Origin of the sequence: Pseudomonas sp. NBRC 111127 (assembly GCF_001320345.1) — a bacterium.
Classification (GTDB): domain Bacteria; phylum Pseudomonadota; class Gammaproteobacteria; order Pseudomonadales; family Pseudomonadaceae; genus Aquipseudomonas; species Aquipseudomonas juntendi.
This window is the reverse complement of the sequence record NZ_BCBD01000028.1, coordinates 1-21,665: the sequence shown is the minus strand read 5'-3', so window position 1 is coordinate 21,665 and position 21,665 is coordinate 1. Positions and strand designations below refer to the sequence as shown.

Genomic DNA, 21,665 nt, shown 5'->3' with positions numbered 1-21,665 from the left:
AAAAAGGCCCGCTCATCGGCGGGCCCTTTACCGGCAGGGATCAAACCCTGCTTCCACTCCACACAAATACCACCCTTCCTAGGATCTGCACTCGCTCCTCCAAGTCCTCTGGGACTACGATTTCTTTGTACTTTGGGTTGTCGGACACAATCCGTATGCCCGATACCTCCCGCTGGATTCTCTTTACCAGCAATGACGTGCTCATGGCTATCAGGTAGACGGCGTCGTAAGAAACCGAATTCACACCAGTATCAATGAGAAGCAGATCACCATGCTTGATCGTGGGCGACATCGATTCGCCCATTCCGGTGATGATTCTGAGGTTCGATATATCGGTCATGGCTACCGTGCGTCGCAGCCATTCGACCTCAAGGGACATTCTGCTAGCCACTACCTCGGTCTCCGGAGCGAAGCGACCTGGGCCCATCGACGCCTCAACATCCATCACGGGGATATCAATATGCCCGCTGTATCTCTCGATCTTTTGGGCCAGGCGAACTGGTATATCCAAGTGAACAGGTGAAATCGAATCTGGGTTAGTCGCCGGGTCCCATGCCCCGCCAGCCTCAAGCTTTGTAAGAGGCATATCAAGGTAGCCAGGATCTACTCCCAGTGATCTCTCAATCTCTCGCGCCATGGTTTCTCCAATGTTCCTTGAGTGGGCGGGATTGTCTGAAAACAGCCTCGAAACGTACGAAGCAGGCTTGCCAATGGCCTCGGCCAGAGAGGACTTACGCCCGCTGAACATGGTGAGAAGGAGCTTATGAAGGCGGTGGCGCCGGATGTCTTTGATTTCCATACCTGAAATGTACCTTTTATTTCCCATGAGGGAAATTACCTTGAAATGGTACATTTTCTGAGTAAGCTAGGACGAAAATGCACCATTAGGTAAATTCAATGAACCTGGCTGACTACCTAGAAACCTTGCCTAGGGGCGGAAAGAAACTACTCGCCTTGCGGCTTGGTGTGACCGCCTCCTATTTGTCTCGCCTCGTTTCAGGTGATCGATCTGTAACCGCTGAGCGGGCCATCCAAATCGAAGAAGCTACTGACGGGGCTGTTACTCGCTTTGAGCTTCGACCAGACATCCAGTGGGTGATTCCCAAGCGACCCAAGCGTAATGCCAAGTTGCCCACACGGGAAACAAATGTACAGACAGACCCACGGCAATACAGCTCCACCTACAGGGCTGTTAATCCATCCAGTACTGCGCAGGCCTCTCCATGACGGCCCCGGCATCCTTGTTTTTGTTGTCCGGCTGACTTTTCTCCAGGCAACAAAAAACCCGCTGCCAGGCGGGTTCTTAACCGACCTCTGCCAGGAGGTCTTGCAACATCACCTTGTCTTAGGAGGATGCGCTATGTCGCACCCGAAAAATACCACCACGCCTTCACAGGCGCAACTGCCTCTTCTTCGCCCCATGGATTTCGGCTCGCATGAGCTTGAGGGTGATGCGGTGTTTGGCATCAAGGCCGACGTTGGCCTGATGGAGGGAATGGCGCTTGCTGTTGGGCTGACCGAAGGCATTCACCAGATCGCACATAGGCTCGAACTGGCCGCGAACATGGGTGAAACCATTCGCACCAATGAACTAAGGGCCCTGGCCTTCCTGGCTGATGCCGCGAATACGCTTAACCGTAGCGCCCAGGTCGCACTGGAAAAATGGGAGGCGCGGTGATGAAAACCCCACCAGTTACCTCGGCATGTCCTTTCGCTAATTACGGCACCGACGACGTGCTGGAGGCCTCTGAAGGCATCCCTGTGCATGTCTCATTGAATGCCGCGACCGACCGTCTGGAAGCAGTCGTGGCCGGGCTTCGCGAGCTGATGCAGGAACCTGCAGTGACGCAGCTCGCGACCCTGACCTTCTACGCAGCCGAGGCGGCGCTGGCGCTTGTTTACGCGTCGCATGCTGGCGTCGAGTCCCGCCAGGGAGGCGCCGCATGAGCATGGATGAACTCGAAACCATCGCGCACGACGCCACCTTTCAGATCCAGTGCGCCATGACCCATATCGACTGGCTGCGTGCGGTCCTGCGCGTGACCGAAGATCGGCTGAAGCTCGCTGGCGACAAGCATGGAGCCACGGTCGTGAATTTGGCCGTCTACCACGCCGATAGCTGCCACAACGATCTGGACTGCGAGCGCGAAAACCTGGAGCGCCGCATCGACGCAGCGACCGCCGCGCCACGAAATTCAGAATTGGCAATTTGTGGCGCGGGCGAACCTGAGCGTTTGTCCCTGGTGGATTTTGCCAAGGGTCGCCAGCACGAAGCGGCTAGGGATCTTGGCATTCAGCAGGCCGCGATCAGCAAAGCAATCCGAGTTGGGCGCAAGATCTTCGTTATTCGCGAGGCTAATGGTTCCTGCAGAGCCATTGAGGAGAAGCCATTCCCCTCTCCGCAGTTTGGAGGTGGAGCATGAATCTGATCACTACCACCGCGCTCACCATGTCTTCGCAAGAGATCGCCGATCTCGTCGGGTCACGTCACGACAACGTAAAGCGTGCCGTAGAGCGGATCGCCGGCAAAGGCGTAATTCAACTCCCTCCAATGGAGGAAGTTAAAAACCACCTCGGCCAGGCCGTCGAGCAGTACCTGTTCTCAGGAGAGAAGGGGAAGCGCGATTCGATTGTGGTCGTCGCCCAGCTCAGCCCGGAGTTCACTGCCGAGCTGGTTGATCGCTGGCAAAAGCTCGAGGAGCAAGTGGCAGTACCTGCCCTGCCCACCGACTACATCACGGCTCTAGAGCACCTGCTGGCCTCGAAACGCTCCGAGCAGTTGGCGCTCGAGCAGCGTGACCATGCGATCGCGACCAAGGCCGAGATCGGCAGCCGACGTGAAGCCACGGCCATGGCCAAAGCGTCTGCCGCTGTCCGTGAGGCTGCCAAGCTCCGGGATGAACTCGGCTTCAGCACCAGGCACGCCACAATTCTCAAGGTCGAGGCCGCAACCAACCGCCGCTTCAGCTTCGTCAACCTGCGCCGGTGGTGCAAGGCAAATGGCGTAACCCCTGAAACCGTTCAAGACAAGCGATATGCCGAGGGCGTGAAGGCATGGCCTGCCGCTGCCTGGGCTGCTGTCTTCGACATCGACTTGGCCGAGCTTTTCGGCACAGCAGGAGAGCACGAATGACCCTCATCAAACTCAAGATCGCCGAGAAACTCGCCAAGATTGCGCGTAGGCCTGACCACTCGCCGAGCGCCATGTTGATTCTGACTCAGCGAATGGTGCGCATCAGTTTGGCGAAGCTGGCTGAAATCCGAGCAGAACGCCGGGTATTCAGGCGCGAGGCTGCAAAGCTGCGGGCGTACCCGTTCAGTCAGCAGCAGATGGATAAGCTTGAGGATCTGTCCCGCATCCACCGCGAGAACGATTTCCAAGACATCAAACGGGGTCTTATTGGCATGGGGTATCACCTCATTAAGGATACCGACAACAGCTACGACGCCATCGGGTTCGACGCTCTCTGCGACTTGTTGAGTATTAACCCAGTGCACCGCCCGGCGATTCCATGCGACGAGCGGGGTCTGGCGGGCTTGATCTACGTCGCTCGGCTCGAAAACAGCGTAAGCCCTCAATCGGATGAGTGGGGGAGGGGCGGGCCGCTGTTCGAGGCTTGCTTCTTGACCATCATCGATTGGATCAAGACGGCACCGGAGGGTGATCTACCCGATCTGTTCGGGCCTGGGTCGCCGTTCGCTGGCGCTCAGATCGTTCCAGCCAAGCCAGGGGAGACTCTCCAATGACCCCGACCCCTAAGCCTGTCCAGGCGCCCCAGCAGCGCGCTGGCGCGTTAATCATGCCGAGCGGATGGCCTTGCTGCGATCTGTTCAAGCTGTTCCCGGAAGAAGCCCGCTGGCAGTTCTACGAGTGGGTGAAACAGCAGCGGGCGTTTCTTGAGAAACATGGCTGGATTTTCGAGGAAGCGTACGACCAATACGTGCGTCGTGTCACAGAGGAGCTTGACCTGTGAGCACCATTCTGATGACCGCCTGCTGGCCGCTCGAAATGAGCGCCGCCCAAAAGTCGGTACTGATCTCGTTGGCTGACAATGCCAACGACGACGGCGTTTGCTGGCCCTCGATCGCGAGGATCTGCGAGCGCACTTGCCTCAAAGAACGGGCGGTGCGTAATGCAATTCGGTGGTTGGAAAGCGTCAGCCTGCTGGTGGCAAAAGAGCGCGCCGGGCGGTCGACCTACTACGTCGTAACCCCGGCATCTTATGCCCCCGGCATTAAATGCCCCCCAGCACCAGATGCCGGGGACCCCGGCACCGCGTGCCCCACCCCCCGGCACCAGATGCCGGACACCCCGGCACCAGATGCCCCCAGAACCGTAATAGAACCCAAAGGTGAACCATCAAAGAACCGTAAAAGGGGAACTGATGGGTTCACGGTTGAGCAGATGCTCGAATTGGCACCCGCTGATCTGAGCGAGCAAACCGCCCGTGATTACTTCCAGTTCCGGAAGAAGAAGGGGCAGCTCAATACCACTATCTGGAACACCGTGCTGAAGGAGCTGGAAGTCTCTCGCGCTGCCGGGATTGATGCCGATACCGCGCTGGCTGAGGCAATGACGGCTGGCTGGCAGGGGTTCAAAACAGCCTGGTTGGTTGACCGCCTCAAGAAAGCCGCCTGGATGTCAGGTACCCGAGGGGCGGGCCAATCGCATCACACCGACCTCGACAAGATTGACCACACCGAAGGCCTGGTACGCCAGCCAAACGGTACTTACCGGGTAGCACGATCATGAACACACCAAAAACACTGGATTACCAGCCTGGCCAGTGCCGTGTGCACGGCGATTTCACTGACGAGCTGATCGAATCGTTCTCGGGCGATCACTTCTGGCAGGGCTGCACTCGCTGCCAGTTCGATGCGCTGCATTCGGCTGATGAAGCGGTGCGCAAGCCGGCGCAGGCTATTCGGCGTGACCGCGCGATGAACGTCAGTCTGATGGCCTCTGATATCCCGCTGCGCTTCCGGGGTGCCACTTTGGACGCCTACCGCACCGATACCGAAGGGCAAGCCGTGGCGTTGACTGAGTGCCGTGACTACGTGCACGGGTTCGAACGCAACTGGGAGCTGGGGCGCTCGATGATGCTGCTGGGTGACGTTGGTACCGGCAAGACTCACTTGGCCTGTGCCGTTGCCCAGCAGGTGATCCGCGCCTATGGGGCGTCTGCGCGTTACACCATGGCCATCGAGATCATCCGCGACCTCAAGATGACCTTCGACAAGAAATCCGAGCGGACCGAGCGCGATGTTTACGCCGCTCTGCTGGCGCCTGACCTGCTGGTGATCGACGAGGTGGGCGTTCAGCACGGCAGTGACTTCGAGCGGCAGGTGCTTTTCGAGGTGATCGACTCCCGGTACCGCCAGCTCATGCCGACCATCGTGATTTCCAACCTGGGCCTGGCCGGCTTGCGCAAGTGCCTGGGGGACCGTGCAGTTGATCGTCTGACCGATGCCGGTGGCCCAGCCGTCCTGTTCACCTGGGCCTCGGCGCGAGGTGAGGCATGAGCGAATTTGTGATGGGCTACCCCGAGGCCGAGCACGGGGTCTTGGGGGCGATCATGCTTGCGTCTCTCGATGGCAACACCGCGCTGGTGGACGAAATCGTGAGCCAGATGACCAGCGCAGACTTCCTCTACGACGACCACGCGGCCCTGTTCGACGTGATCCGTGATTGCCTGCATCGTGGCCTGCCAGTTGATGCGGTTACGGTCGGTGATGTGCAGCGCACTCTGCCGAGCGGGCTAGGCACCTTGGCATTCGCAGTGGACCTCTGCCGGAACGTGCCCTCGGTGGCCAACGCGATGGCGTACGCAAAACAGGTCAAGCAGTGGGCGGTGATCCGCCAGGTGGTCGACATCGGCCATTCCGCGAAGGCTGCTGTTGCAAACGGCCTAGTGCCGGACGAGATCATTGCCCAGGCCCAGCAGTCCATTGCTGACCTGCGTGACCTGCAGGGTGCTGAGAAGGCCGGATACAAGCGAATGGCCGAAGTTCTGCCCAAGGTGTTCGACGGAATGCAGGAGGTGCTGGACGACCGCGCCCCGCCAAAGCTTTCCACCGGCCTGGCCGACCTGGACAAGCTGATCGGCTTCCTGCGCCCCAAGAGCATGGTGGTCATCGCCGGCCGCCCAGGCAGCGGCAAGACCATGCTGGGCCTGCAGATCGTCAACCACATCGCCATCCGTGGCGCCGGGGTTGGCCTGATCTTCAGCCTGGAAATGGACGAGAAGGAACTGACCGTCCGCACCATCGCTTCCCAGGGCGGTATCGACTTGCGCCGCATGGAGGAGGTCAAGAGCCTGGACGAGGACGAATGGCAGCGCATCGGGACCGCTGGCAGCAAGATCGAGGCCGCGCAGCTCTACCTGAACGACACGCCCGGCATGACCATGAGTGCCATTCGCTCGGAGGCTCGCAAGCTCCAGCGCGAACAGGGCCTCGACATCTTGATGATCGACTACTTGGGGCTGGTGGGCACCGAAGGCAGGAATCAGAACCGCGCCGATGCCGTGGCGAAAGTCTCCATCGCCCTGAAGAACCTGGCCAAGGAACTGGGTGTGCCAGTGCTGGTGCTGGCGCAGCTCAACCGCAACCCCGCGAGCCGTCCCGGCAAGAAGCCTCAGGCAAGCGACCTGCGCGACTCTGGCCAGATTGAGCAGGACGCCGACGCGGTAATCCTTGTGCACCACGACCCTGAGTCGGAAGCGGGTGAGCAGGGTGTCACCGAGCTGATCCTGGATAAGGGGCGCCAGGCCCCGCAGGGCTCTTGCCTGGTACAGCGCCAAGGGCAGTACGCCCGATTCGTCAACTTCGCCGGAAGCCGCCTCCCACCTGACGACGAAGTCGAGATGGGCCGCGTCCTGAATTTCTCCAAGCACCGTAAGGGGAGCAAGCATGAAACTTTCTGATCTTTGGACAGGCCACAAACCGCCAGCACGTACGCCTGCAAGCCCGGTCGTCTCGGTAACCGTCACCAAGCGTGCTGGCGCTGAACAGCCCACTGCCAGTGGCAACACCCCAGCGCCAAGCACTGGCCTGCGCGGGCCTATGCCACTACCAGCCACCCTGGTCGAGTGCGAGGCGCTGGAAGAAATCCTGGCCCGCGACGCCATCCGCCTTGAGTGCCAGATCGGCCAGGCCAAGGGCAGGGCGGTATCCGAAGGCAAGTACGCCAACCCCGACTGGTACCACCGCGCCAAGGCAGCGCTCAAGCACATCAACCGGGACCGCCAGCGCTTGGTACAGCACATGCGAGCGCTGCGGGTGGAGGAGCGGCGCAACTGCCCAGCCTGGCAGGCACGTGACAAGGCCATCCTGCGCGAGCTCAATGCCAGGGTATCCAAGGAGCTGTATGACGAGTGCGTGCGGGTAGTGGACCAAGACCTGGAGGCAATTCGATGAGCAAGGTAAACGCGGTCGCACCGCAGAAGATCCTCACGCCGGTCGAGCGAGAGTTCCTGAAGAAAGGCAACCGGATGATGCTTGACCAGCCCAATGGCCGCATTGGCGCGGCTGCCTTGATGGATATCGTGGTGGACTGGCTCGGCTCGCGCTCCAACCACGGATTCGAGCAGTTCGCAAAGGCCTGGATCATCCAGGGTGGCGCCAAGAACAAACACGCCTACAAGCTGCTGTGCGAGCTGTTCGGGCTAGACACCGACCCTACGCCCCGGAGGGCTGCATGAAGAAACGAACCTACGTGGACAAGGCCCTCGGTGACACCGAATACATGCTCGAGCAGTGGGGTTGGTGGCGGATGTGCGAGATGGGAGTACCTCGCTACGTGTCACCGCTATACGCGCTTATGCGCGACAACGTGCCCATCGAGGGCGGTATTCGGCAGCACGTCATCACCGACGATCTGGCGCTGATCATCGATGGCGCCGTGGCCAGGCTGACAAAGCGCAACCAGCAGATGGGTGACTTTGTGTGGGCCTACTACGGCTCAAAGCACCCAGCTATGCGGGTCGGAAGGGAGGCGGGCATGTCCGAGCGAAAGGCAAGGGAGATTATCAAGGCTGGCGTGGCATGGATCGATTGCGCGCTCGAAGAAATTCGAGAGGCTGCGTAAAAAGTTCTATGCGGGCGGATAAACACCTGTTTTCATAGCAGCGTGTCCAGCTTGCAAGCAACGTGACACTCAAAAGCCCCAGCAATGCCGCTGGGGTTTTTGTTTTTGGGTTTTTTTACAAACGGCGGAACGAATTGATGGCACTATCGTTCTGATAGTTTGCTCAGAAAAACCATTAGGATTCCGTGATCATGAAAAAAATCATCGCTGCTGCGGTGTTCTCCCTATTGGCCACCGGGACACAGGCTGCTGATCTATCTGGCGCAATCGGTGCGACTAGTCAGGGCGGCTTGACCGCTCGCGCAGCTGTAGGCTTTGACTGGGATAAGAGCTGGTTAGAAAGCAGCACTGGCCGCCTAACCGGTTATTGGGATGCTGGCTACACCTATTGGGAAGCAGGAGATGCTTCTGGTGGGGCCCACTCGTTGTCCTTTGCACCCGTGTTCGTTTATGAGTTTGGCAGCGGTAACGTGAAGCCTTTCATTGAAGCGGGCATCGGTGTTGCAGTGTTCTCCGGTACATCAGCAGGCGACCAAGACTTTGGTTCATCCTTCAACTTCGAAGATCGCATCGGGGCAGGCTTGAAGATCGGCGAGACGCAGAAGGTTGGTATCAGAGCGATCCACTACTCCAACGCTGGCATCAAGCAGCCGAACGACGGCATCGAGTCATACTCGCTGTTCTATAGCCACCGGATTTGATTTGGATAGTCCCGTCTCGTCCGCCATGCGCGGACGTTACGGGTTTAGGCATAGAGCGTGATGCGCACATCGGAAATGCCCAAATCGGCAACCGCCATGGCCAAATCTTCACGAGCGACCGGGAGCGGCACGCGCATTGCCGTCAGGGGATCTGTATGAGCATGCAGCCGCAGAAGCACAGCAAGAGCATCATCCTGGCGAAATGACGTCGGCGAATCGCAAACCCAAAATCGGGCATGTCCTCTGAGGTTGTAGTCGATTTTATATTTCATGCGATGCTCGATTTTTTCCAATGAACATCCGTAATGCCGTAGCGCTCTGCCAAGGGCCGCGAGATTTTTTTTAAGTCAGCCGTTCTGAACCTGGGAATTACCCCAACGCCCGCATCACAGGCGGCCCAATGCCAGGCTTCCGCGTTATCCATTTTTTCTGTACGGATGATAAAACTACGCGCCTCACCATGAAGCTGATACTCAATGAGGAATAGCGCTTGATTGAGCATTTCCATTTCCTGTAAGAGGCCAGCCCGGCCATCGATACTTTTAGCGTTTAGGTGAAGGTAAGGCAAGGGCAATTGCCCCACGCCGACTATCTATGCGCTCTACGTCATAGTTTGGAGAAAAATGGACCCGACCGACCTCGGCCCAGGCACAGCCACCTGGCTGGGCGGTAGTGGCATCGTTGTTACGGGCGCACTGCTTTGGGTGCGCCGCTTCCTGTCGAAAGATGCAGCTGATCGCGCCATGGACACTGCCGACATCGGCACAGTCCGCCGACTGAATGAGCTGCTCGACTCCGAGCGTGAGGCCCGTAAGCTTGCAGAGGCCCGCGCCGACCAGTTCGCCAAGGAGCGGAACGACCTCGCCGCTACCGTCGGGCGCCTTGAGGGCAAGATCGAGGCGCTGACCGGCCAGGTCGGACAGCTCACCAAGCAAGTCACAGCGCAGAGCGAGGAGATTGCTCGCTTGCGTGAAGCCCGGAGGTAAATCGTGATGGACACATGCGCGCTGCAATTCATCGCCCGGCGCTGGTGGCGTAGGGCTGAGGTCTGGTTCATCGCTGGGCTGCTGGTTGCTGGTGGGGCTGCGCTGGGTTGGCAGTCGGCCTATTGGGCCATGACCACCGCCCAGGCCAACCAGGTGAAGCAGATCCGCGATGCCTATGACGCCGCGATGGCTGAGCGCGACAAGCGCTTGTCTGAATTGACAATCAAGGCCGAAAGCGCTGCGACCAAGGCATCCAAGGCGGCGACCACTGCGACTCAGGCGGCAGACAAGGCTGATGAGGCTCTCAATCGGGTATCGCCGTAAGCGCGGCACATCGCCTACAGGTGCTGTTTCATGGCGCGAAGCTGACAACAGATCAGTCACCTATCTTTTGGCGCCGGTCGAAAATGGAGATCGCCAGCCTTTTTCCCTGACGACCGCCTGTTCTAGCTGGTGAATTCGATAGTCAAGCCGCATGACCGCTAATGGATCGGTGCTGTCTGAGTGATCGTGCAGCATGCTGGACAGCCGCTTGAGTTGGCTAATCAGCTCCAAATGTTTTGTGGCGAGATCCTTTTTACCGTCCATAGCGTCCTTCTCCATTAATCCTTACAAACAGTATAGAGGATCACCCGTGGACAACCAGCACAAGAAAATTACCGGGTACCGCGACCTCACACAGAGCGAGATCGACGGTATGAACTCGATTAAGGCTCTGGAGGCTGATGCCGGTGAGCTGTTCAAGCAGATCGGCCAAATCGAAGGCGTGGATCAGCGCACCTTGGCCTTGGCCAAGACCAACTTGCAGCAGGGTTTAATGTGGTTCATGCGCTCGATTGCCAAGCCCGCTGACCCGTTCGCCTGATGGCCTGTAGTGGATGCGCCGCCCGGCGCGATTGGTTGAACAAATGGTCCAAGGTGGCATATGAGCGAGCAAGAAATCTTTTCACGCCAGATCGAGAGCCTGAGCCCGAAGAAGGGCGATCTCCTGGTGATCAGCGTTCCATTCCCAATCAAAGCGGAAGTACGCGAGCGGCTGACTCAGCACCTGGCGGGGACGGCTGATCGACTCCAGTGTGAGCTGGTCGTGCTTGAGGCGGGCATCACTGCCCAGTTGCAACCAAGCGTGAGCGACCTGCTGGCCGAGCAGCAGAAACAGACCGCGCTTCTCGAGCAGATCGCTACACAGAACCTAGCGCTGATTGAGGCGCTGGCTGACGGTGATGATATGGATCCAGACTCCGAGCCGCGAACCTACTTGGACGGAACGCCGTGCCGCTGAGACCACAACGCCCGTGCAAGGCCCAGGGATGTCGGGCACTCCACCGTAATGCCAGCGGCTACTGCGATACCCACGCTGAGCAGGTAAAGCGCTACGCCAAAGAGAAGCCGCGCGAAAGCTCGACAGCTCGCGGGTACGGGTACAAGTGGCAGCAGGCTCGTGCCGGGTTCTTGGCCAAGCATCCACTGTGCATCAAGTGTCAGGCCCGCGGCTTGGTAGTTGTGGCCACGGACGTTGACCACATTGAGCCTCACAAGGGTGACATGGTGGTGTTCTGGGATCGGTCGAATTGGCAGGCCCTGTGTGCCTCATGCCACTCGACCAAGACGGCCGGTGAGGATGGTGGTTTCGGCAATTCTCGGCGGAAATGATCAAGAATCGATCAAATTAGCAGTTAATGAGATTGATTCTCCCAAAGGGGGAGGGGGAGGGTAGAAAGTTCAGGCCCTTTCGTTTCTAGACCGCGCCCTCAATCGTTTTTTTACACCCGCGAAATATAAAGTTTAGTGGAGGCGCCGATGCCAGGGGTTGCCGGGCGCTCCGGCCGTCGCCCAAAACCCACGGCCCAGAAGGCGCTGGCCGGGAATCCTGGCAAGCGCAAGCTGAACAAGGATGAACCGGACTTCGCTCTGGTGACCAACGTCGATCCGCCGGAATGGTTGTGTGAGCACGCCACTCGGGTGTGGCAGATGCTGGTGCCGGAGCTGCTCCGTGCCAAGGTTCTCGCGCTCACCGATATGCACAACGTCGAGGCGTTTTGTACTGCCTACGGCAACTGGCGGATGGCTCAGGAGTCAGTGCGCACCCACGGCATCGTGGTCGCGGGAGCCACAGGAGGTCCGGTTAAAAATCCGGCACTCACTGCTGCCAACGAAGCGATGCGTCAAATGGTCACTTTCGGCTCGATGCTGGGCCTGGACCCCGCCAGCCGAACCCGAATCATCGGCGGCAATAAGCAGAAAACGACCAACCCCTTCGCCGGCCTCTTGAGTGACCCATGACCAGAACCAAGTACACCAACGTCGACAAGGCGATGGTGTGGGCAAAGTCCGTCCTCAAGGGCAAGTTTCCGGCATGCCGCTACATCCATCAGGCGATCGAGCGGCACTTCGAAGACGTCGCGGCCAGCAAGTCCAAGAGCTACCCCTACAAGTTTGACCCGGCCAAGGCCGAGAAGAAGTTGCGGCTGATGCAGCTGCTGCCGCACACGAAAGGCGAGTGGGCCTTCAAGCGGCAGCTGATCACCCTGGAGCCGTGGCAGCTGTTCGGCCTGGCCTGCACCTTCGGGTGGGTGCGGAAGAAGGGCGGGTACCGGCGCTTTCGCGAAAGCTACTGGGAGGTGCCGCGCAAGAACGGCAAGTCGGTGATCGCCGCCGGCGTCGGCATCAGCATGTTCGTCGCCGACAACGAGTTCGGCGCCGAGGTCTACTCCGGCGCGACCACCGAGAAACAGGCGTGGGAGGTGTTTCGCCCGGCCAGGCTGATGGTCAGTCGCTCGGCCATGCTGATGGAGGCGGCAGGTATCGAGGTGAACGCCTCGAACCTGAACATCCCGTCCAACGGCAGCCGCTTCGAGCCGCTGATTGGCAACCCTGGTGACGGTGCATCGCCGTCCTGCGCGATCATCGACGAATTCCACGAACACGACAGTGCGGCCCAGTACGACACCATGCTCACCGGCATGGGCGCCCGCCGCCAGCCGCTGATGTTCATCATCACCACGGCCGGCGCGAACATTGAGGGCCCGTGCTACGACAAGCGCCGCCAGGTCATCGAGATGCTGAACGGCACCGTCCCTGATGACGAGTTGTTCGGCTACATCTGGACCTTGGACGAGGGCGACAACTGGACCGACCCGAAGAACCTGGCCAAGGCTAACCCCTGCATGGGGGTGTCGGTGTTCCAGGAGTACCTGGAGAGCCAGCTGGCCAGGGCGATCCGCTCGGCGCGTTTCACCAACACGTTCAAGACCAAGCACCTGAACCTGTGGGTGAGTGCCAAGTCCGGCTTCTTCAATATGGAAAGCTGGAAGGCCTGTGAGGACAAGACTCTCACGCTTGAGCAGTTCGAGGGCCAGGAATGGGTTGCTGGCTTCGACCTGGCGCGGAAGCTGGACATGAACTCTCGGGCTCGCCTGTTCTGGCGGGAGATCGATGGCAAGACTCACTACTACAGCGTGGCGCCGGCGTTTTGGGTTCCTGAAGACACGGCCAACGACGTGGACAGTAAGCGGATGACCGAGCGCTTCCAGGCCTGGATCAACACCGGGCACTTGACCGCCACGCCTGGCGCCGAGATCGATTACCGGGAAATCCTCGAAGACACCAAGGAAGCCAACAAGCTGGCGCCTATCAGGGAAAGCCCGATTGACCCGCACGGTGCCACCGGCCTGAGTCATGAGCTCGACGACGAAGGTTTCAATCCGATCACGATCACGCAGAACTACACCAACATGTCGGACGCCATGAAGGAGCTGGAGGCAGCCATCGAGGCCGGGCGGTTCCATCATGACGGCAACCCAATCATGACCTGGTGTATCGGCAACGTGATTGGCAAGTTCCTGCCGGGCAACGATGACGTGGTGCGCCCGATCAAGCAGGGCGACGACAACAAGATAGACGGCGCAGTCGCGCTGATCATGGCCATCGGGCGAGTGCTGGCGAACGCCGGCGAACCGGACGCAAGCGGCTTCTTTGAAAACCCGATCATGGTGGGACTGTAATGGCACGCGAAAAGAAACCAGGGCGGATCAAGTCTGCTGTGCTGGACTGGCTGGGCGTGCCCATCAGCTTGAAGGATGGCGCATTCTGGCAGGAGTGGTTCGGTACCTCGGCAAGCGGGCAGCACGTAACGGTCGATAAGGCGTTGCAGCTGTCCACCGTCTGGGCCTGCGTACGGCTGCTGTCGGAGTCGGTGTCGACCCTCCCGCTGAAGCTGTATCGCCGGATGCCCGACGGGTCGCGAGAAACCGCCAAGGATCACCCGCTGTTTCGGCTGCTATGCCGGGTGCCAAACAGTGAAATGACTCCACAGCGCTTCATGCTGCTGGTGGTGGCGAGCATCTGCCTTCGAGGCAATGCCTTCGTCGAGAAGAAGTTCATTGGCAACCGCCTGGTCGCGCTGGTCCCGCTGCTGCCTCAGTGCATGAAGGTGAAGCGACAGGACAACGGCAGGCTCAAGTACACCTACGTTGAAAACGGTACCGACCGGGACATCCCCGAAAAGAGCTTGATGCACATCCGTGGTTTCGGCCTGGATGGTGTGTGCGGAATGCTTCCCGTGACTACAGGCCGTGACATTTTCGGCTCAGCCATGTCGGCGGAGGAGGCCGCTGCGAAGGTGTTTGCCCAAGGCATGCAGGCCTCCGGCATCCTCAGTAGCGAGACACTCCTGAAGCCAGAGCAGCGTGAACAGCTGAGGGCCAGCCTTGGCGCCTTCATGGGTTCCAAGAACGCCGGCAAGATCATGGTGGCCGAGGCTGGCATGAAGTATCAGGGCATCACGATGAATCCTGAAGCTGCCCAGATGCTGGAATCCCGCTCGTTCAACGTTGAAGAAATCTGCCGCTGGTTCCGCGTTCCGCCGTTCATGGTCGGGCACATGGACAAGCAATCCAGCTGGGCCAGCTCGGTGGAGGCGCAGAACCTGCACTTTCTGACCAACAGCCTGCGACCGCTGCTCGTCAACATTGAGCAGGAAATCACCCGCTGCCTGATCGGCGAGGCTGACGCCGATGAGTTCTTTGCTGAGTTCGCGGTAGAGGGGCTGCTGCGCGCCGACAGCGCGGGCCGTGGGGCCTGGTACAACACAGCCCTGCAGAATGGCTGGATGAGCCGGAACGAAGTGCGGCGCCTCGAGAACCTGGCCCCGATCCCCGGCGGCGACACCTTTACGGTGCAGTCGGCGCTTGTGCCGCTCGATCAGCTGGGCAAACAGTCGGCTGGCATGTCGCCGGCGGCCACCGCTTTCATGCTGCGCATCGCCGCCGCCAACCAGAGCGGGGACAAAGGTGCGATCAGTGATGCGTTCGACCTGGCGTCCAAGGCGCTGGAGTCTGGAAATCCTGACGGCCCAGTGATGGCCCATGCCCTGATCTCACTGCCACTGCTCAAAGCAGCCTGACCCTGGAGTAACTCATGACACTGAAGACCATTCCGGAGGCTCCGGCGGCACGCCCGCGCGCGCAGATCCACTGCGATCTCATGCCGCTGGCGCTGGAGCGCTGGAACCCGTCGATCAAGGCAGCAGCGACCGACGACAACACCATCACCATGTACGACCCCATTGGCTTCGACTGGTGGACTGGCGAAGGCGTAACGGCCAAGCGCATCAGCGCCGCGCTGCGCTCCATTGGCGACAACGATGTGACCGTGAAGATAAACAGCCCTGGTGGCGATGTCTTCGAAGGCCTGGCCATCTACAACCTACTGCGCGAGCACAAGGGCAAGGTGACCGTTCAGGTGCTGGGCCTGGCTGCCTCGGCCGCATCCTTCATCGCGATGGCCGCCGATGAAATCCAAGTCGCCCGGGCTGGGTTCCTGATGATCCACAACAGCTGGACCATGGCTGCCGGTGATCGCAACGAGATCCGCGAGGTGGCCGACTTCCTTGAGCAAATTGACGGAACCCTGGCCGATATCTACTCGGTTCGCACCGGCGACAAGCCGGAGGCGATGCGCAAGCTGATGGACGTGGAGACCTGGATGGGCGGGAGCGCCGCGATCGAGGCGGGCTTCGCCGACAGCCTGCTTGCTTCAGATGCCATCCAGGAAGATCCCCAGGCGTCCGCGCCTCACCAGGTGGCCGCCCGCCGCCTGGACGTGATCCTTGCCAAGCAAGGCATGTCGCGCACCGACCGGCGCGCGCTGATTCAAGACCTCAAAGCTGGTACGCCTGGCGCTACCAGCTCCGGCAAGCAGAACGCTGCCGAAACACCGGCCGACCTGGCCAACCCCATCGCCGACCTACAAGCCGCACTCGCGCGGTTCTCGGCAGCAGCTATCCAAACCGGAGCATAACCATGAGCGAATCCACCGCAGAACTGCTGAAAAACGTATCCGCTGAATTGAAGAAGGCGACCGACGAATTCAGCAAGCAGGCCGAGAATGCCCTGGCAGAAGCCAAGAAGGCTGGCTCTCTGTCGAACGAGACCAAGGCAACCGTCGACGAGCTGGCCACCAAGTTCAACTCGCTGACCGAGGCCGAGAAGCAGCTGAAAGCGCGCTTGGGTGAAATGGAGCAGGAGCTGGTGCGCAACCCTGGCAACAGCGCCGCCACTCCTCGCGACACCGTTGGTGGCGTCGTGATCAAGAGTGAAGCGCTGAAGCAGTTCGCAGCCAGCATCGAAGGAAATCGCCGCGTGAGCGTTCCGGTGCAGGCCGCCCTGATCAGCTCCGGCGTCGCCGAAGGCGTGGTCGAGCCGCAGCGCCTGCCTGGCATTGATGCCGAGCCGAAGCAGCGCCTGTTCATTCGCGACCTGATTGCCCCGGGCCGAACCACCTCTCCCGCGATCTTCTGGGTGCAGCAGACCGGCTTCACCAACGCCGCGCGTGTCGTGGCTGAGAACACCGCGAAGCCTTACAGCGATATCCAGTTCGCTACCAAGATCACCCCGGTGAGCACCATCGCTCACATGTTCAAGGCGTCCAAGCAGATCCTGGACGACTTCGCGCAGCTGCAGTCCACCATCGACACCGAGATGCGCTACGGCCTGAAGTACGCCGAAGAGCAGGAAATTCTGTTCGGTGACGGCACCGGCGTTCATCTGCACGGCATCGTGCCGCAAGCCACTGCTTTCGCGGCGGCGTTCGAAGTCGACCAGCGGTCCGGTATCGATGATCTGCGCCTGGCAATGTTGCAGGCGCAGCTGGCGCGCCTGCCTGCCTCGGGTCACGTGCTGCACTTCATCGACTGGGCGAAGATCGAACTGACCAAGGACACGCTTGGCCGCTACATCCTGGCCAACCCGCTGGGCCTGACCGGTCCGCTGCTGTGGGGTCTGCCGGTCGTTGCCACCGAGATCGCCGCCTTCCAGGGCAAGTTCCTGACCGGCGCTTTCCAGACTGGCGCTCAGCTGTTCGATCGCGAGGACGCCAACGTGGTGATCTCGACCGAGAACGCCGACGACTTCGAGAAGAACATGATTTCGATCCGCTGCGAGGAGCGGGTCGCACTCGCGGTGAAGCGTCCCGAGGCCTTCATCTACGGCAACTTCACCGCTCCAACCACCCCTTGACCTGAACGGGCCGCCCGCGCGGCGGCCCACCGGAGGCTGTCATGAAGATGAAGACCTTGAAACCGCTCTACCTGGGTGGAAAAACTCTGGTTGAAGGTAGCCCGTTCATCACTGATGAGCAGCACGGCCGAGAGCTTATCCAGAAGGGCTATGCGGAAAAGCATGATGGCGACGATGAAGCGCAGGTCGACCTGACCCTGGGTGATGCTGCTCCAGCCGCGACGACTTCGGCATCTGTTTCGACCGGTACCAAGCCCAAGGCCGCTACCAAGAAGAAGGCAGACTGACCATGTCCGTGATCGCCATCGACCTGGCCATGCACCACCTGCTGGCCGAACCTGACGACCGGGTGCTGGTCCAGGCGCAGCTCGATGCCGCGGAGGAGGCGGCTATGCAGTTCCTCAACCGCCGTTTTTACCTTGACCAGGTGGCCCTTGATGCTGCCCGCGCTGGTGTGCCAGCGGCAATGCAGCAAGCCAAGGAAGCCAACGCAGCAGCCGTAGCTGCCGCTGAGGCGGAGCAGGACCACACCCTGCGCTGCCGGCAGCTGGAATACGCACGCAAAGCGCTGGCGGACGCCTACGACGTGGCGGATTCCATCGCCTACGGCATGGTGCTGAACCCTGCCATCCAGGCGGCTTGCCTGCTCAAGCTGGGTCACCTGTTCGCCAACCGCGAGGAAGTGGTGACGGGTACCACGGTGGCCGAGCTGCCGTTGTCCTCTCAGCACCTCTTGATGCCCTACCGCATGCGGATGGGCGTGTAATGCAGGCCGGCAAGCTCCGACACCGAATCGACATTCAGGAGCTCACCACTGCCCGAGATCCAGTCACCGGTGAGTTCGGCGAGGAACAGTGGGTCACCCGCTGGCCGCGGTGCCCGGCGCGGGTGGCGCCACTGTCTACCCGAGACTTGGTAGCCGCCCAGGCGGGCCAGTCCCAGGCTACATGCCGGATGATCATCCGGTACCGACCTGGCGTGGTTTCGGCGATGCGCATTCTGTACCGCGACGAGGTGTACAGCATCGAAGGCCCGCCGCTGGAAGATCCTGAGTCGGGCAAGGATTACCTGACGCTGCTCGTATCCAAGGGGGTGAAAGATGGCTGACCAAGTCACAGCACGCTTGCAGGGCGCGAAAGCCACTATCGACAAGATGCTGGGTCTCGCGCCCAAGCTCAAGCGCAGTGCTTTGCGCAAAGCCGCCCGGCAGGCCATGAACGTCGTGCGGGACGACGCGCGTACTCGAGCTCGGGCACTGGACGACCCGGCCACCGCTGAGCGGATCTTCCGCAACATCGTTACCCAGGAGGCGGGGCGCCAGGGTCGGCGCGAGGGCGGAGTGGTGATGAGGGTCGGCGTTCGTGGCGGCGCCAGTTCGAACCAGTACAGCAAGGATGCCAGCAGCAACCCAGGCGGCGACACAAGGCACTGGCGTTATCTGGAGTTCGGCACGCAGCACACGCCACCGGCGCCGTTCATGCGGCCGGCGCTGTCGTCCAACGTCACTGCTGTTACCGATCGGTTCATCCAAGTGCTGAGCCGGGAGATCGACGCAGCACTGTGAGGCCCTATGGAACCCCCCATTTTCTCCGTTTGCTCCGGCCACCCGTCCGTGGCCGCGCTGCTAGGCGCGGGCGTGAATTGCCGGCTGTATTCATTCGATGAGGCGCCGGACAAGCCCATCAAGCCCTATGTGGTTTGGCACCTGATCTCGGGCAGCCCCGAGAACTACCTGGCCGGCAGGCCAGACACCGACGGCTTCACCCTGCAGCTGGACGTGTATGCCGCAACCGGCGCGCCAGTTCTGGCCGTCACCAAGGCGCTGTGTGCAGCGATTGAGCCGCGCGCCTATGTCGTCCGCTGGGGAGCCACTGACCGCGACCCAGATACCAAGGACTTCCACCGAAGTTTCGACGTGGACTGGATAGTCCCCCGATGAACCCACCGAGCCCGCCATGTGCGGGCTTTCTTTCGCCCGACAGGAGATCACCATGTCGATTTTGACCCAAGGCACCCAGGTGTACACCTTGATGCCGCCCCTCAATGGCGCTGGCCCATCGACCGTGATGGAGGTCGAGTGCGCAACCGCGTTCAGCCCTGGCGGCGCGCCAGCCGAGCAGATCGAGGATACCTGCCTCAGCGACCTTGATCGGACCTACAAGAAAGGTCTGCGCACGCCGGGCCAGGCGTCTCTGACAATCAACGCAGATCCGAACAGCCCAAGCCACATCCGACTTCATCAGCGTTCGGAGGAGAATGGCGACACCACTCAGAAATGGGCGGTTGGCTGGTCTGACGGCACTGCAGCGCCGACCGTCAATTCCGAAGGCGATGACTTCGAGCTTCCGGAGGAAAGAACCTGGTTCGTCTTCGAAGGTTACGTCGCAGACTTCCCGTTCGACTTTGCTGCCAACGCGGTGGTCAGCACTGCGGTCTCCATTCAACGCTCGGGCGGTTCCGCCTGGATCAAGAAAACTGCCTAAGGGGCCATCATGGATCTCGCGCAACTGAAGAAGAAAGGGGGCGTTATCGCCGACGCCCTGGTACCGAAGGAAGTCGAGTGGAAGCACGCCGACAAGAACGGCAAGCCCATCACCGACAAGTTCACCGTGCACGTCCGCCGGCATGCCTTCGGCGTCATGGAGGCCATGTTCGCCGGTGGCGAGGCCGAGCGCTTCAAGAACGCCCGCTACCTGGCCGCCTCGATCATGCTGGGCAAGGACGGCACCGAGGAGCTGCCGTTCGATGACGCCGTCAATCTCGACTCGGCCCTGGGCATCGTCCTGCTCAATGCCGTCAATGAGGTGAATAACCCTCCAGCAAAGAGCTGACCCTGGCCGACGAGCTGTGGCATGAGCTGGTGCTGAACGGGGTCGGCGGCAGCACGATAGCCGAGGCCAAGGCCACGCTTTCCTACGCGGAAGTGCTGGCCTGGGTCGCCTATCGGGACAAGCACGGATCGCTCAACCTTGCGCGCCGAATCGAGCTCACCGGCGCCTTGATTGCACTGCAGGTCAACCGCGGCTCAGGCGGCAAGGCGGATCTGTACGACTTCATGCCGCACCATGCCCGGCCGGGGACGGATCTTGAGCAGGCGATGAGGGAATGGACATGATCTGATAGAGTTCCATCTTTTACGGGAGGGATTCCATGCAGATTGCCATCCTTGCGGTACTTATATTAATCCTGATCGTGCTGGCGCCTTGGCTCCTTGCTGTCGTTGCTGCGGCAGCGGTTGCCTATGGTCTCTGGGTGGTGGTCACTGGAGTGGCGTTCTTCCTGCTTCTGATCGGTGTGACGTGGTACCACGGCGTTAAGTCGCGCAGGCCATTAATATCAAGTAAAACCGAGATGGCAATTCAGCGCGTGAATGAGGAGTTCAGGCGCAAGCAAGCCGAGCATGCTGCCGAAGATGTGCCAAACGAGTCTGCCCAGGAGAAGCCGAGAAGGCTGATTGCCTGTCGATCTTGCTCGGCCAAAATCGAAAAGTTCAGCATGTTCTGTCCAGCCTGCGGCAAAAAACCCATATAGACGAGCAATGCACGAGACCCGCGAAAGCGGGTTTTTTTATGCCCGGAGAAAATCTATGGCAAGCAGATCGCTTGGCACTCTCACCCTCGATCTGATAGCCAGGATTGGCGGATTTCAGCAAGGGATGGATCAAGCAGCTCGCTCCACGCAGAGAAGCATGGGGCAGGTTGCCCGGCATGCCGAATCGGCCTCGGCGAGTGTTGCTGGGTCGTTCAAGACCATTGCCGGTGCGGCAGCTGCATTTTTCAGTGCACAGCAGGTCGTTGAGTACTCGCAGACCTGGGTAGGCGTGCAGAACCGCATAAAGCAGGTTTCCGAGACGTTTGACGAATTCTCCAGGCAGTCGTCTGCGGTGTTTTCGATCGCACAGAACTCGCAGTCCTCCCTGGAGGCTACGGCCGAGCTCTATCAGCGGATCGCTGCTTCATCGGGACAGCTTGGCGCAACCCAAGAGAAGGTCGCCCAAGTCACGCAGAACATCAGCAAGGCGATGTCTGCTAGCGGTGTCTCTGCCGAGGCCGCGCAAGGTGCTCTGGTCCAACTCGGACAAGCATTTGCGTCCGGTGTGCTTCGTGGCCAGGAACTGAACTCGGTTCTCGAACAGGCGCCTGGCTTGGCTCAGGCGATTGCCGATGGGCTTGGCGTGGCCCGCGAATCACTTCGCTCGATGGGCGAGGCGGGCAAGTTGACCTCCAAGGAGGTGTTCTCTGCCATCCTGAGCCAGACCAGGTCGATCGATGATGCTTTCGCGAGGTCCCAGACAACGGTGTCCGGCGCCTTCCAGGTGATGGAAAATAGCGCTGCCAAGTTCTTTGGCACGCTGGACGAAACGCTTGGCATC

38 protein-coding genes are annotated in these 21,665 nt (G+C 60.3%); 34 read left to right on the top strand and 4 right to left on the bottom strand.

Annotation, left to right across the window (positions count from 1 at the left end):
• Positions 1-40 precede the first annotated feature (40 nt).
• On the bottom strand, positions 41-799 hold the full coding sequence (locus APH30_RS07905; RefSeq protein ID WP_054912158.1) for a helix-turn-helix transcriptional regulator: 759 nt from the start codon (positions 797-799) through the stop codon (positions 41-43).
• Positions 800-897: 98 nt separating this feature from the next.
• On the opposite strand from APH30_RS07905, the gene APH30_RS27645 reads away from it, so the two are divergent.
• The 14 genes from APH30_RS27645 to APH30_RS07840 all read left to right on the top strand — a co-directional run bounded on the left by APH30_RS27645 (position 898) and on the right by APH30_RS07840 (position 8,790).
• The gene (locus tag APH30_RS27645; RefSeq protein WP_082416123.1) at positions 898-1,227 is read left to right on the top strand and encodes a YdaS family helix-turn-helix protein; all 330 of its coding nucleotides are present in this window, start codon (positions 898-900) and stop codon (positions 1,225-1,227) included.
• A 133-nt stretch (positions 1,228-1,360) separates the two neighbouring features.
• Complete coding sequence (locus APH30_RS07900; protein WP_054912157.1) at positions 1,361-1,678, top strand: hypothetical protein; 318 nt, start codon at positions 1,361-1,363, stop codon at positions 1,676-1,678.
• Complete coding sequence (locus tag APH30_RS07895) at positions 1,678-1,947, top strand: hypothetical protein (protein WP_054912176.1); 270 nt, start codon at positions 1,678-1,680, stop codon at positions 1,945-1,947. Before APH30_RS07900 ends, APH30_RS07895 begins: the two co-directional genes overlap by 1 nt.
• Complete coding sequence (locus APH30_RS27640) at positions 1,944-2,423, top strand: Cro/CI family transcriptional regulator (RefSeq protein WP_256221969.1); 480 nt, start codon at positions 1,944-1,946, stop codon at positions 2,421-2,423. Before APH30_RS07895 ends, APH30_RS27640 begins: the two co-directional genes overlap by 4 nt.
• The gene (locus tag APH30_RS07885) at positions 2,420-3,133 is read left to right on the top strand and encodes a Rha family transcriptional regulator (protein ID WP_082416122.1); all 714 of its coding nucleotides are present in this window, start codon (positions 2,420-2,422) and stop codon (positions 3,131-3,133) included. The genes APH30_RS27640 and APH30_RS07885 overlap by 4 nt, the downstream gene beginning before the upstream one ends.
• Positions 3,130-3,747 (top strand): hypothetical protein, encoded by a 618-nt coding sequence (locus APH30_RS07880; protein ID WP_054912156.1) that lies wholly within the window; start codon positions 3,130-3,132, stop codon positions 3,745-3,747. Before APH30_RS07885 ends, APH30_RS07880 begins: the two co-directional genes overlap by 4 nt.
• Positions 3,744-3,974, top strand: a complete 231-nt coding sequence (locus APH30_RS07875) for a hypothetical protein (RefSeq protein ID WP_054912155.1) — start codon at positions 3,744-3,746, stop codon at positions 3,972-3,974. Before APH30_RS07880 ends, APH30_RS07875 begins: the two co-directional genes overlap by 4 nt.
• Complete coding sequence (locus APH30_RS07870) at positions 3,971-4,753, top strand: helix-turn-helix domain-containing protein (protein ID WP_256221966.1); 783 nt, start codon at positions 3,971-3,973, stop codon at positions 4,751-4,753. Before APH30_RS07875 ends, APH30_RS07870 begins: the two co-directional genes overlap by 4 nt.
• Positions 4,750-5,523, top strand: coding sequence for an ATP-binding protein (locus tag APH30_RS07865; RefSeq protein ID WP_054912154.1), 774 nt, complete (start codon positions 4,750-4,752; stop codon positions 5,521-5,523). The genes APH30_RS07870 and APH30_RS07865 overlap by 4 nt, the downstream gene beginning before the upstream one ends.
• On the top strand, positions 5,520-6,926 hold the full coding sequence (locus tag APH30_RS07860) for a replicative DNA helicase (protein WP_054912153.1): 1,407 nt from the start codon (positions 5,520-5,522) through the stop codon (positions 6,924-6,926). The genes APH30_RS07865 and APH30_RS07860 overlap by 4 nt, the downstream gene beginning before the upstream one ends.
• Complete coding sequence (locus tag APH30_RS07855) at positions 6,913-7,419, top strand: hypothetical protein (RefSeq protein ID WP_054912152.1); 507 nt, start codon at positions 6,913-6,915, stop codon at positions 7,417-7,419. Before APH30_RS07860 ends, APH30_RS07855 begins: the two co-directional genes overlap by 14 nt.
• On the top strand, positions 7,416-7,703 hold the full coding sequence (locus APH30_RS07850) for a hypothetical protein (protein ID WP_054912151.1): 288 nt from the start codon (positions 7,416-7,418) through the stop codon (positions 7,701-7,703). The genes APH30_RS07855 and APH30_RS07850 overlap by 4 nt, the downstream gene beginning before the upstream one ends.
• Entirely contained in the window at positions 7,700-8,089 is a 390-nt protein-coding gene (locus tag APH30_RS07845) for an antiterminator Q family protein (protein WP_054912150.1), read from the top strand. The genes APH30_RS07850 and APH30_RS07845 overlap by 4 nt, the downstream gene beginning before the upstream one ends.
• Before the next feature lie 191 nt (positions 8,090-8,280).
• Positions 8,281-8,790 carry an acyloxyacyl hydrolase gene (locus APH30_RS07840; protein ID WP_054912149.1) on the top strand — a complete coding sequence of 170 codons (510 nt, stop codon included), beginning with the start codon at positions 8,281-8,283 and terminating at the stop codon, positions 8,788-8,790.
• A gap of 44 nt (positions 8,791-8,834) precedes the next feature.
• Here APH30_RS07840 and APH30_RS07835 read toward each other — a convergent pair whose 3' ends face one another.
• Together APH30_RS07835 and APH30_RS07830 are read right to left on the bottom strand one after the other, a co-directional pair.
• Entirely contained in the window at positions 8,835-9,062 is a 228-nt protein-coding gene (locus APH30_RS07835; protein WP_054912148.1) for a hypothetical protein, read from the bottom strand.
• Positions 9,059-9,292, bottom strand: a complete 234-nt coding sequence (locus APH30_RS07830) for a DUF6555 family protein (RefSeq protein WP_054912147.1) — start codon at positions 9,290-9,292, stop codon at positions 9,059-9,061. The genes APH30_RS07835 and APH30_RS07830 overlap by 4 nt, the downstream gene beginning before the upstream one ends.
• 121 nt (positions 9,293-9,413) lie before the next feature.
• On the opposite strand from APH30_RS07830, the gene APH30_RS07825 reads away from it, so the two are divergent.
• The gene (locus tag APH30_RS07825; protein WP_054912146.1) at positions 9,414-9,776 is read left to right on the top strand and encodes a hypothetical protein; all 363 of its coding nucleotides are present in this window, start codon (positions 9,414-9,416) and stop codon (positions 9,774-9,776) included.
• A 6-nt stretch (positions 9,777-9,782) separates the two neighbouring features.
• Positions 9,783-10,100, top strand: coding sequence for a hypothetical protein (locus tag APH30_RS07820; protein ID WP_054912145.1), 318 nt, complete (start codon positions 9,783-9,785; stop codon positions 10,098-10,100).
• Positions 10,101-10,160: 60 nt separating this feature from the next.
• Here the strand turns inward: APH30_RS07820 and APH30_RS07815 are convergent, their stop codons facing one another.
• Positions 10,161-10,364 carry a hypothetical protein gene (locus APH30_RS07815; protein WP_156326387.1) on the bottom strand — a complete coding sequence of 68 codons (204 nt, stop codon included), beginning with the start codon at positions 10,362-10,364 and terminating at the stop codon, positions 10,161-10,163.
• 46 nt (positions 10,365-10,410) lie between these two features.
• Here APH30_RS07815 and APH30_RS07810 point away from each other — a divergent pair, with 46 nt between their 5' ends.
• The 18 genes from APH30_RS07810 to APH30_RS07730 form a co-directional block, all read left to right on the top strand.
• Entirely contained in the window at positions 10,411-10,641 is a 231-nt protein-coding gene (locus APH30_RS07810) for a hypothetical protein (protein WP_054912143.1), read from the top strand.
• 237 nt (positions 10,642-10,878) lie between these two features.
• The gene (locus APH30_RS29015; RefSeq protein ID WP_177333716.1) at positions 10,879-11,058 is read left to right on the top strand and encodes a hypothetical protein; all 180 of its coding nucleotides are present in this window, start codon (positions 10,879-10,881) and stop codon (positions 11,056-11,058) included.
• Positions 11,049-11,429, top strand: a complete 381-nt coding sequence (locus tag APH30_RS27635) for an HNH endonuclease (RefSeq protein WP_082416121.1) — start codon at positions 11,049-11,051, stop codon at positions 11,427-11,429. Before APH30_RS29015 ends, APH30_RS27635 begins: the two co-directional genes overlap by 10 nt.
• A gap of 147 nt (positions 11,430-11,576) precedes the next feature.
• Positions 11,577-12,059 (top strand): phage terminase small subunit P27 family, encoded by a 483-nt coding sequence (locus APH30_RS07800; RefSeq protein WP_054912141.1) that lies wholly within the window; start codon positions 11,577-11,579, stop codon positions 12,057-12,059.
• A complete protein-coding gene (locus APH30_RS07795; protein ID WP_054912140.1) occupies positions 12,056-13,780 on the top strand; it encodes a terminase large subunit in 1,725 nt (574 codons plus the stop codon). Before APH30_RS07800 ends, APH30_RS07795 begins: the two co-directional genes overlap by 4 nt.
• Complete coding sequence (locus tag APH30_RS07790; RefSeq protein WP_054912139.1) at positions 13,780-15,180, top strand: phage portal protein; 1,401 nt, start codon at positions 13,780-13,782, stop codon at positions 15,178-15,180. Before APH30_RS07795 ends, APH30_RS07790 begins: the two co-directional genes overlap by 1 nt.
• Before the next feature lie 14 nt (positions 15,181-15,194).
• Positions 15,195-16,076, top strand: coding sequence for a head maturation protease, ClpP-related (locus APH30_RS07785; protein WP_054912138.1), 882 nt, complete (start codon positions 15,195-15,197; stop codon positions 16,074-16,076).
• 2 nt (positions 16,077-16,078) lie between these two features.
• Entirely contained in the window at positions 16,079-17,293 is a 1,215-nt protein-coding gene (locus APH30_RS07780) for a phage major capsid protein (protein ID WP_054912137.1), read from the top strand.
• Between the two features lie 41 nt (positions 17,294-17,334).
• Positions 17,335-17,580 (top strand): hypothetical protein, encoded by a 246-nt coding sequence (locus APH30_RS07775; RefSeq protein ID WP_054912136.1) that lies wholly within the window; start codon positions 17,335-17,337, stop codon positions 17,578-17,580.
• A gap of 2 nt (positions 17,581-17,582) precedes the next feature.
• Entirely contained in the window at positions 17,583-18,059 is a 477-nt protein-coding gene (locus APH30_RS07770; RefSeq protein ID WP_054912135.1) for a head-tail connector protein, read from the top strand.
• Complete coding sequence (locus tag APH30_RS07765) at positions 18,059-18,400, top strand: phage head closure protein (protein WP_054912134.1); 342 nt, start codon at positions 18,059-18,061, stop codon at positions 18,398-18,400. The genes APH30_RS07770 and APH30_RS07765 overlap by 1 nt, the downstream gene beginning before the upstream one ends.
• Complete coding sequence (locus APH30_RS07760; RefSeq protein ID WP_054912133.1) at positions 18,393-18,857, top strand: HK97-gp10 family putative phage morphogenesis protein; 465 nt, start codon at positions 18,393-18,395, stop codon at positions 18,855-18,857. The genes APH30_RS07765 and APH30_RS07760 overlap by 8 nt, the downstream gene beginning before the upstream one ends.
• 6 nt (positions 18,858-18,863) lie before the next feature.
• A complete protein-coding gene (locus APH30_RS07755) occupies positions 18,864-19,232 on the top strand; it encodes a DUF3168 domain-containing protein (protein WP_054912132.1) in 369 nt (122 codons plus the stop codon).
• 52 nt (positions 19,233-19,284) lie between these two features.
• On the top strand, positions 19,285-19,776 hold the full coding sequence (locus APH30_RS07750; protein WP_054912131.1) for a phage tail tube protein: 492 nt from the start codon (positions 19,285-19,287) through the stop codon (positions 19,774-19,776).
• Between the two features lie 9 nt (positions 19,777-19,785).
• Positions 19,786-20,124, top strand: a complete 339-nt coding sequence (locus tag APH30_RS07745; RefSeq protein ID WP_054886651.1) for a phage tail assembly chaperone family protein, TAC — start codon at positions 19,786-19,788, stop codon at positions 20,122-20,124.
• A 29-nt stretch (positions 20,125-20,153) separates the two neighbouring features.
• Positions 20,154-20,408: a hypothetical protein gene (locus tag APH30_RS07740; RefSeq protein ID WP_054912130.1), complete on the top strand. Its 255-nt coding sequence runs from the start codon at positions 20,154-20,156 to the stop codon at positions 20,406-20,408.
• Between the two features lie 35 nt (positions 20,409-20,443).
• Complete coding sequence (locus APH30_RS07735; protein ID WP_054912129.1) at positions 20,444-20,824, top strand: hypothetical protein; 381 nt, start codon at positions 20,444-20,446, stop codon at positions 20,822-20,824.
• Between the two features lie 7 nt (positions 20,825-20,831).
• Positions 20,832-21,665 (top strand): tape measure protein (locus APH30_RS07730; RefSeq protein ID WP_256221965.1); only part of this gene is annotated, 834 nt, incomplete at its 3' end.